At 39.2% G+C, this 9,282-nt stretch carries 7 protein-coding genes and 1 tRNA gene; 5 read left to right on the top strand and 3 right to left on the bottom strand.

What is annotated here, in order from left to right:
• Positions 1 to 71: 71 nt before the first annotated feature.
• On the bottom strand, positions 72 to 4,340 hold the full coding sequence (locus ACKPEB_RS05600; RefSeq protein ID WP_408963845.1) for an SDR family NAD(P)-dependent oxidoreductase: 4,269 nt from the start codon (positions 4,338 to 4,340) through the stop codon (positions 72 to 74).
• 317 nt (positions 4,341 to 4,657) lie between these two features.
• Between ACKPEB_RS05600 and ACKPEB_RS05595 the strand changes: the two genes are divergently transcribed.
• The 4 genes from ACKPEB_RS05595 (at position 4,658) to kaiC (ending at position 8,352) form a co-directional block, all read left to right on the top strand.
• Positions 4,658 to 4,966 (top strand): hypothetical protein, encoded by a 309-nt coding sequence (locus ACKPEB_RS05595; RefSeq protein WP_408963844.1) that lies wholly within the window; start codon positions 4,658 to 4,660, stop codon positions 4,964 to 4,966.
• Between the two features lie 63 nt (positions 4,967 to 5,029).
• Positions 5,030 to 5,983, top strand: coding sequence for a circadian clock protein KaiA (locus ACKPEB_RS05590; RefSeq protein ID WP_408963843.1), 954 nt, complete (start codon positions 5,030 to 5,032; stop codon positions 5,981 to 5,983).
• A gap of 208 nt (positions 5,984 to 6,191) precedes the next feature.
• Entirely contained in the window at positions 6,192 to 6,494 is a 303-nt protein-coding gene (gene kaiB, locus ACKPEB_RS05585; protein ID WP_072717063.1) for a circadian clock protein KaiB, read from the top strand.
• 295 nt (positions 6,495 to 6,789) lie between these two features.
• Positions 6,790 to 8,352: a circadian clock protein KaiC gene (gene kaiC, locus ACKPEB_RS05580; RefSeq protein WP_408963842.1), complete on the top strand. Its 1,563-nt coding sequence runs from the start codon at positions 6,790 to 6,792 to the stop codon at positions 8,350 to 8,352.
• 177 nt (positions 8,353 to 8,529) lie between these two features.
• Here the strand turns inward: kaiC and ACKPEB_RS05575 are convergent.
• Positions 8,530 to 8,602 (bottom strand) — tRNA-Arg (locus ACKPEB_RS05575).
• A gap of 55 nt (positions 8,603 to 8,657) precedes the next feature.
• Here ACKPEB_RS05575 and folB point away from each other — a divergent pair.
• Positions 8,658 to 9,017, top strand: a complete 360-nt coding sequence (folB, locus tag ACKPEB_RS05570) for a dihydroneopterin aldolase (protein WP_408963848.1) — start codon at positions 8,658 to 8,660, stop codon at positions 9,015 to 9,017.
• Positions 9,018 to 9,133: 116 nt separating this feature from the next.
• Here the strand turns inward: folB and ACKPEB_RS05565 are convergent.
• Positions 9,134 to 9,282 (bottom strand): zinc ribbon domain-containing protein (locus tag ACKPEB_RS05565; protein WP_408963847.1); only part of this gene is annotated, 149 nt, incomplete at its 5' end.

Below are 9,282 nucleotides of genomic sequence, written 5' to 3'. Positions count from 1 at the left end.
GTGATGGATACATTTTTTTACATTTTTCCCAAAAAGGGTTCTGAAAAGCTTAAATTTTAGTTAACCTGTTTTCATAATTCTCCTTCTTCATAATCTTCTAAGGCTGTTGTCCTAACATTTTGACTATTTTTGGCTACATTTTGACTATTTTTGGCTACATTAAGCACCTCGATGGTTTGAGTTAAACTGGCAACGGTTGGGTATTCTAACAAACTGTGCAACGACAATTCTACCGAGAAAACATCGCGTAAACGAGAAATGACTTGACTCGCCAGTAAAGAATGTCCTCCTAGTTCAAAGAAATTGTCATGAATTCCAATTTGAGATAAATTTAACACCTTTTGCCAAATGTTAGCAACTTGACGTTCAGCTTCCGTTCTGGGTGCTATCAATTCGTTATTTTCTTTGCCTTGGAGTTCCCTGAGTAACTGCCGCTTATCAATGTCTCCATTATCCTTAATAGGGAGGGATTGTCGCAACACCAAGGGACATTGATAGGACGTTCCAAATCGATCTTTTAGACTAACATGATTAGATAGATTGACCGATTGAACTGTAGATTTACGGGTGTAATAAGCCGTTAACTTTTGGCATCCTTCCGACCTAGATGTGAAACGATTAATCTTGCCATTACTCCCATCTAAACCGATCATTAATTGTCTTTGGTTGTGATATAAACTCGTTATAAATGAGTCTAAACCTTGCCGCACCGTCATATCATAATACCCTTGAGATCGGGTTATGTATTGCATCTGATAACCTTGGCTCATCCCGGTTTCTTGCCAAGTTGTCCAACTATAACAATAACTGGGGAACAAATTCTTAGATTCTTGATAGGTATTCAGAGACTCAAGGAAACTATTAGCCGCCGCGTAGGAACCCAAAGCCGCTCCTCCAAAAAAACTAGCCAAGGAGGAAAAACTAATAAAAATTCCCTGAGATTCTTTGAGGAGTTGATGTAAAATCCAAGTTCCTATTACTTTAGGACGAAGAATTGTCGATAAACCGTCTTGAGTTTCGTCCAGAAGTAAACAATCTTTGTAAATTCCAGCCAGATGAATCACCCCATTAAGTTCTCCTTGCCATTGTCTTTTTACCTGTTCTACAGTCTGTTTAACTTGAGGGAAATTAGTCACATCTACCGCTTGATAAATTACTTCTCCCCCAAGATTTTCTAAAGCTTGGAGATTTTTTATTTTTAAGGATAATTGATCTTCGGTTTTGAGGTACTCACTCCAGAGATGTTTTTCTGGTAAAGGTGTTTTTCCAATTAACAGTAAACGAGCTTGATAATTTTTGAGCAAATACTGAGCAATTTGTATGCCAATCCCCCCTAGTCCACCGGTAATCAGATAAATTCCCCCTGATTTAAAGGGTAATTCCTGTTGGGTGTGTTGAAGTAAATTGACTTTTTCCAAACCTGCGATTAAACGTTTCCCGTTGCGATAGGCAATTTCTCTTTCCTTGGATAAAACGGATAGTTCTTGCAGCAGATAACTGAGATTAATTTCGGTTTGATCCAGAGGTAAATCAACATGACGAGTATTTAACCAAGGAAGTTCTTGAGCTAGGGTTTTGATCAGTCCTAAAACTGGAGATTTTTCATAGGCAATTTCATCGGTTTCTATGACAAATTGACTATAACTGGAAACAAATAGCAATTGAATTTTTGACTTGAAATCATGAATTTTAGCTAAGGCTTGAACTAGGAATAATAAATCATAAATTCCGCGCTCTTGTGCTTTTTCTAACTGTTCAATTGTTGAAATTTCTCCCTGATAGTCTTGATAAGTCCCCAGATGAATAATATTGCTAAGGATAATTTTTCGCTCGGATAAAGATGCCATTAACTGTTGATAATGATTGGCTGTCCCGGGTCTGAGGGTATAGCAATTTTGACTGATTTGAGAAAATTCTTCCGCTGCTAAAACCGTGATACAGGGTAAGTTTTGACCTTCGATTTTTTCTGCCAAAGATGCTCCTAAACCCAAGGAATCCAGAAAAATTAAAGTACAACACTTGGAAAGTTCTGGTTTTAAGTTAACTGGAGATCGAGGTTTCCAAACTTTCTGGTAAAACCAATCAGGAAGGGTTTGAGCATTTTCTACCAAAATATCTATTTCTTTTAAAATAGAATTAAATTCTCCATTTCCAAACCGTTTTATTAATTGCGATCGCTGAATTTTACCAATGGAAGTTTTAGGAATCTCCGTTTTATTTAAGGGTATTAAATATTCAGGATTAACGCCAAAACTGTTAATTACTTTTCGTCTAATCTTTTTCAGAAGTTCCGCTAGATGCTGGTGGTCAAAGGTTTCTGTACTAAAAAATAATGCTAATTGATCGGTACTATTCTTAGGATCATAAACAGCACAAGCGGCGGTGTAGGACACTTCTACTTCTTCAATGGTTTCAACCACAGTTTCAATTTCATGGCTATAGTAATTCACTCCATTAATAATAATGGTTTCTTTACTTCTTCCGGTAATGACTAAATGACCCTTACTAATAAATGCTAAATCTCCTGTCTTAAACCAGCCATCTTTTAAGAAAGCGTCTTGATTCGCTTCTGGGTTTTTATAATATCCGGGTGAAACCGGATCTCCTTTCACTTGTAAATGACCAATGGTTTCTTCGGGTAGCAGGGAATTATCAGCATTAACAATTCTAATGGATATCCCTGGAATCGGTAATCCTAAATCTGTAAAAGTTGCACCATTAGGATGTTCAGGATGGACTCGTTTTAAAGCAGAATTTAAAGAGGATTTATCAACGGTATGAAAGAGTAATGGCTGTTGATCTGTAGGCTGATAATAGGTAATTCCTGACCCCATTTCTGCCATCCCAAACGCAGGACGCATCGCCGTTTTTTTCAGATGATATTGAAGATGAAGGGTGTTAATAAATTCGCCAACGGCTTGACCAGAAACGGCTTCACCCGCCGCTAAAAAGAATTTGACACAATCTAAATTCCAAGTTTGATCAGGTTCTTTTTTGAGAGCTTCATTAATGAGATTATAAGCAAAATTAGGAGCCCAACTATGGGTAATTCGATATTGATCAATTAAATCTAACCAATTCAGAGGACGACCTAAGATATATTCAGTTTGAACATAAACCATTTGGCATCCTAATTCGACACAGCGAATATTCCAGTCGGAAATACTCCCAATATGATCAAAGGGGAGCCAATTCAGAATAATATCGTCGTTTTGATGTTCACAAATTACGTTTGTTCCTCTCGCACGAGAGATGACATTTTTATGGGTTAATGAAATACATTTTGGCATTCCTGTACTGCCTGATGTCAGATTAAAGAATGCGATATCATCCGGTTGACTAATATGAGGGTGAGGGTTAGAATGAGTTGTTAATTCTTCAATAAAACTCAAGTTTAAGGTGTGATGAGGTAACCATTGTTCTAAATATTTTATCTCTTGCTGACGCGATTTATTTGTGATAATAATAGGGTAATCTAACAACTCCAAAACCTGACAAATTTTATTAACTTCCTGATTCAAATCTTGATAGCTGGCTGGAACTGAAATAATAACCGGAATAAAGCCCCCTAAAAGACAGCCCCAAAACGCGGAGATGATATCATAGTTTTCTGATAACTGAAGAATAACTTTATCTTGAGCTTGTAAACCTAGCTTTTGTAATCCAGCTTGTATTGTTTGGGCTTCCTCCCATAATTGTTGATAGGATTTAAAAATTTGAGAGCCATTCGATTGAATATAAAGAATCCCTTTATCTGAATAATTTTCGGCTGCTTTTTTGAGGATCTCTCCCAAAGTTTTAGGCGGGTTTACAGACTGTTCTAAAGGCTGTCCGTGACTGAGGGCGAGTTGAGTGTTAGAAGCGTGAATAGGTAAGGAAATTTCAGGTTTAACTTCTGGATTTTGATGCTGAATATTTTCCCTTTTTTTAAAGGGCAATAAGTCCGATAGATGCAGTGGTGGAATTTTGATTTTTTGGGAACTCAGGACAACCGCAACTTGATCAATATCTAACAAAGAGCGTAGTTTTTCTTCTGTCTCCTGAACTTGATTATCATCGATAATTTCGATATTTTTTAATGCAGTTTCATCGATATCACCGCTATCCGTTAAGGGTAAACTCGAAATTTGCACATAGATATTTGGTAGGAGATTGTCCGGTAACTTAAACTTTAGATCGGAGGACAATTGTTCAGGATTCCAAGTTCCAGAGGAAACAATATAAGCGACTAATTCCCCCTGCCTTACCAGAAAATAGCAATCTTCAATTAAGGGATTTGATAATAATATTTCTGCTAATTTCTGACAATTTAATTGTAGATTTTGGTGATCCGTCCTCATGCTTAAAATCCTTTGTTCTGGGTACATCTTGTGAAAGCTTCTTAAATAAGGACTTTCAGGGGTAGCTAGTTCGACATCTATAATACAGCAGGGAACAGCACCCAGAAAACATAGAAGTAGGAATGAGGAACAAAAAACAAAAAACAGGCAACAAAAAACAAAAAAAGGCAACAAAAAACAAAAAAAGGCAACAGATTAATGGGTTGCCTAGAGAAAAAGATTTCACGGTCTGGGTTTGAGCATTAGCCGTTGTCAACTTTTCTATAAAGATTCGTTATGATGAGATTCATCATAACCCTGAAACACAACTTTCTGAAGTGCCTTTACAACTCTTCTATCACCGTCTAAAGTTAGCCGTTGAAGTATTAGAAAAAGCGGTTGATCAAGGTAAAATTAGTACCGATGGGTTAGCAACTTGGGATGACTTGCGAGTTCCACCCACAGCCCCTAACCATCTTGATTGGGCTAAAATCAAAGCCATTGCCATGCAAGTCGCCCCCAATCGCCAGGAGCATTTCAACTTTATTCAGTTACCCATCAATCCCACAATGGTAAAAGCACGAGTTCAGCCGACTCAAAAGGTGAAGCGGACGTCGAAGCTTGAAAATTTTCCCGCTAATAGTTAAAGATTAGTTACAATTCATGATTAGAATATTATCTAGGATTAAACAATCTTAGTAATGGAGAGATTGGCTCTGACTGATTTGTTCGGCGATAACTTAGTCCCAACCTCCCCGACCGTTTGGCGTCCACAACTATCAATCGGTGTCTTTGTGCCGACTGTGGGACTGGCGAATCTTGTCATGTCTCAGTTGCAGAATGATAGCTATACAGCCGCACAGATTCAGTCTGTTGACGCATTTATCCAGTTTATGTCCAAAGAAAGACACCAATTGGATTGTATTATTCTGGAGGATAATCCAGATTTGCAGACTCTGAGCCAATATCTCCACGAGCAGTTGATTTCTGTTCCTGCGGTGATTGTCACAGCACAACCGCAACCGATTGAGGGTTTAACTGCAACGGTTGATCCTTCTGAGGAAGCACCAGTAGAGGGAGCATCCTTAAACTATTTCTACCATTGCACCGAGGTGCGAATCGGAGACAATCAACTGAATCAAATTCCAGCTTATATTGACAAAGCCATCAGTCAGTTTATTACCCATGCCATTACGACTCGCCTCACAGAACAGTCCGCCAGTGGTAACGCCCCGACGGAGTTAACAAATTTTATCATTCGTCAACAACGGCGTCTGGTCAGTAAACTCCATGAGCGATTAGGATACTTGGGTGTGTACTATAAAAGAAGCCCCCAAAATTTTATTCGCAATATGGCTCCTGCTGAACGGCAGGAATTCATCGATCAACTCAAGACAAAATATCGCCAGATTGTTCTCAGTTATTTTTCAGCCGATCAAAGTTTGAATAATAAAATTGATGAATATGTAAACTTGGCATTTTTTGCTGATGTTCCGGTCACACGAATTGTAGAAATTCATATGGAGTTGATGGATAATTTCTCTAAACAGCTTAAATTAGAAGGAAGAAGCGAGGATGTTTTGTTAGACTACAGATTAACTTTAATTGACACCATTGCCCATTTGTGTGAAATGTATCGTCGTTCAATTCCTAGAGATTCTTAGAAACTACAATTGAATTTTGATCTTTGAGAACACGATTTCCATCTTGGCAAATGAACACCTTGTTAGTAGTCCCGACTCGTCAGAGTCAGTCACTCGGATCTCAGAAGCCGGGAATGCCGATACTAAGGGTAAGGTTCCTGTAGCAAGTTCACGCCAAGTTATAAAATTAGTTTTTCATGTCACTTCTAAAACTTGTAAATAAACATCTATGAGTCCTCTTAAAAAAACCTATGTCCTTAAACTCTATGTGGCGGGAAATACGCCCAACTCAGTTCGAGCGTTGAAAACCCTTAAAGACATCTTGGAACAGGAATTCCAAGGGGTTTATGCGTTGAAAGTGATTGATGTTCTCAAAAATCCTCAACTGGCCGAGGAAGATAAGATTTTGGCAACTCCGACCTTATCAAAAATCTTACCGCCTCCAGTGCGGAAAATTATTGGTGATTTGTCCGATCGAGAAAAAGTGTTAATTGGACTTGATCTCCTCTATGAAGAACTCATGGATGAGTAAAGCCTCTATGTATGACTCATGCCGATCTTTCTGCTGGGTCATAGGTCTTCTCGGTTCATTGAGTTAACGGAACGCTTGGGGGCTGACAACAGAGTAAAATAGATTGTTTATGTCTGTTAATCCTGATCTCTTGGCTGTGGGTTGGTGACTCCCAGTAGATCAGTACGTCTCGCCTGCGGTAAAATCATGACGGTAAAATCATGACTCGATCCCCTACTGTTCCAAATTTTGTGGTAAATGTAGCAAAAGTTTCACAGATTCATCGATCAGAGCCACATCCTTTAAGATAAAAATTATGAGTGAAAGTTCTCAGGACATCAAAAACAATGGACGTAAACTGATAGGGGTGCAAAAAATCCGCACCATGATTGAAGGATTTGATGATATTAGTCATGGAGGGATGCCCGTTGCCAGAACTACTTTAGTTAGCGGAACTTCAGGAACAGGAAAAACCTTGTTTGCTGTTCAGTTTCTTTACAATGGAATTACCTATTTCGATGAACCTGGGATTTTTGTTACCTTTGAAGAATCCCCTACAGATATTATTAAAAATGCTTCTAGTTTTGGATGGGATCTGCAACAATTTATTGATGAAGGAAAGTTATTTATTTTAGATGCCTCTCCTGATCCCGAAGGACAAGATATTGTCGGAAATTTTGATTTATCGGCATTAATTGAGCGCATTCAATATGCGATTCGCAAATATAAAGCCAAACGGGTTTCGATTGATTCGGTAACGGCCGTTTTCCAACAATATGAAGCGGCGGGAGTCGTTAGGCGAGAAATTTTTCGCCTGGTAGCGCGATTAAAACAGGTGGGCGCTACCACCATTATGACAACAGAACGAGAAGCAGAATATGGGCCGGTGGCGCGATTTGGTGTGGAAGAATTCGTTTCTGATAATGTTGTGATCTTCCGTAATGTTTTAGAGGGAGAACGACGGCGACGGACGGCGGAAATCCTGAAATTGCGGGGGACAACCCACATGAAAGGAGAATATCCGTTTACTATTACTAATAATGGAATTAGTATCTTCCCTCTGGGGGCAATGCGATTGACTCAACGCTCATCGAATGCACGGGTTTCTTCGGGAAATCCTACCCTCGATCAAATGTGTGGGGGGGGTTTCTTTAAAGATTCAATTATTTTGGCAACCGGAGCAACGGGAACGGGTAAAACGTTATTAGTGAGTATTTTCCTACAGGATGCTTGCAAAAATGGTCAACGAGCGATGTTATTTGCCTATGAAGAATCTCGCGCTCAGTTATTTAGGAATGCGAGTTCTTGGGGAATTGATTTTGAAGAAATGGAACGCAAAGGATTACTGAAAATTTTATGTAGTTATCCTGAATCTGCGGGCTTAGAAGATCATTTACAAATTATTAAATCAGAAATTTCTGAGTTTAAACCCGCTCGAATTGCTATTGATTCGTTATCGGCGTTAGCACGAGGAGTCAGTAATAACGCCTTTCGTCAATTTGTGATTGGGGTAACGGGTTATGCGAAACAAGAGGAAATTACAGGATTTTTCACGAATACAACCGATCAATTTATGGGTTCCCATTCAATTACGGATTCCCATATTTCAACGATTACTGATACGATTTTGATGTTGCAATATGTGGAAATTCGTGGGGAAATGTCTCGTGCCTTAAACGTTTTCAAGATGCGAGGTTCTTGGCACGATAAAGGCATTCGAGAATATACGATTAGTGATCATGGCCCTCTGATTACGGATTCTTTCCGTGATTATGAACGGATTATTAGCGGTTCTCCTACCCGAATTTCAGTCAATGAAAAGAGTGAATTAGCTCGAATTATTCAGGGCGTTCAAGGAAAGATTGAATCTGATGAATAATTGATGGGGACTCACTTAGTCATCGGTCAAAGGTCAAGTTAACTTTGGATACCAGCGCTTTGTAGGAGATGCAGCTATCTTTACAGTTCTTGATCTTTGCGGGTTGATTGATGTCCGACTGCACAATTTGTGAACATTAAAACACTCTCAGATCAGACCGAGAGTGATTGATTAAAACGAGTATGGAGGGACTCGAACCCCCGACCCTCAGAACCGGAATCTGATGCTCTATCCACTGAGCTACATACCCATACTTTTTTTAGTATAACATATCCCTTGGAAAATGTCATATTAATTTAGTGATGATGGACGCCATCCAGATTTCAGGTATTCGCAGCTATGGTTATACGGGGTATTTACCCGAAGAACAAGTTTTAGGACAATGGTTCGAGGTGGATCTAACTCTATGGTTGGATTTAAGACAAGCTGGAAAAAGTGATGCGATCGCAGATACCCTCGATTATCGAGACACCATTAACACCGTTGAAACGATTATTAAAACCAGCAAATTTGCCCTTTTAGAACGATTAGCTACCGAAATTGCTGATCATTTATTACAAAAACCCTTAATCAAAAAAGCACGGGTACAGTTAACAAAACCGACTCCTCCCATTCCTGATTTTAGGGGAAAAATTCAAATTGATATCACCCGCGAGGCTGTTTAACTTCTGTTAGGTGAGAAATGGGATTGACATCCACCCCGGCGTGAACGCACGGGGATTCCATCTATTTCAACAAATCAAAGATTGACAATTGTTGAAATGCCGGATGGGTTGACGCTTCACTGAGACGATGCTCTCTTTATAGAAAGTCTAACCTTCTCTCCACGTCCGTTTAAAGTCTCCGAAAGCCCTCCGGCGACTAAAATATTGTTGGCGGCGTTAACATCTCTATCGTGAGATTGACCGCAATTTAAACAAGTCCACTCTC

Origin of the sequence: Planktothrix sp. (assembly GCF_046067725.1) — a bacterium.
Lineage (GTDB): Bacteria > Cyanobacteriota > Cyanobacteriia > Cyanobacteriales > Microcoleaceae > Planktothrix.
Note: the sequence above shows the minus strand (reverse complement) of the source record. Positions and strands in the feature narration are given on the sequence as shown.

What these genes read in the sequence shown, in the direction of transcription:
- ACKPEB_RS05600 (WP_408963845.1), bottom strand. Translation starts at nt 4,340, where the DNA reads ATGAGGACGGATCACCAAAATCTACAATTAAATTGTCAGAAATTAGCA.
- kaiB (WP_072717063.1), top strand. Translation starts at nt 6,192, where the DNA reads ATGAGTCCTCTTAAAAAAACCTATGTCCTTAAACTCTATGTGGCGGGA.
- kaiC (WP_408963842.1), top strand. Translation starts at nt 6,790, where the DNA reads ATGAGTGAAAGTTCTCAGGACATCAAAAACAATGGACGTAAACTGATA.
- folB (WP_408963848.1), top strand. Translation starts at nt 8,658, where the DNA reads ATGGACGCCATCCAGATTTCAGGTATTCGCAGCTATGGTTATACGGGG.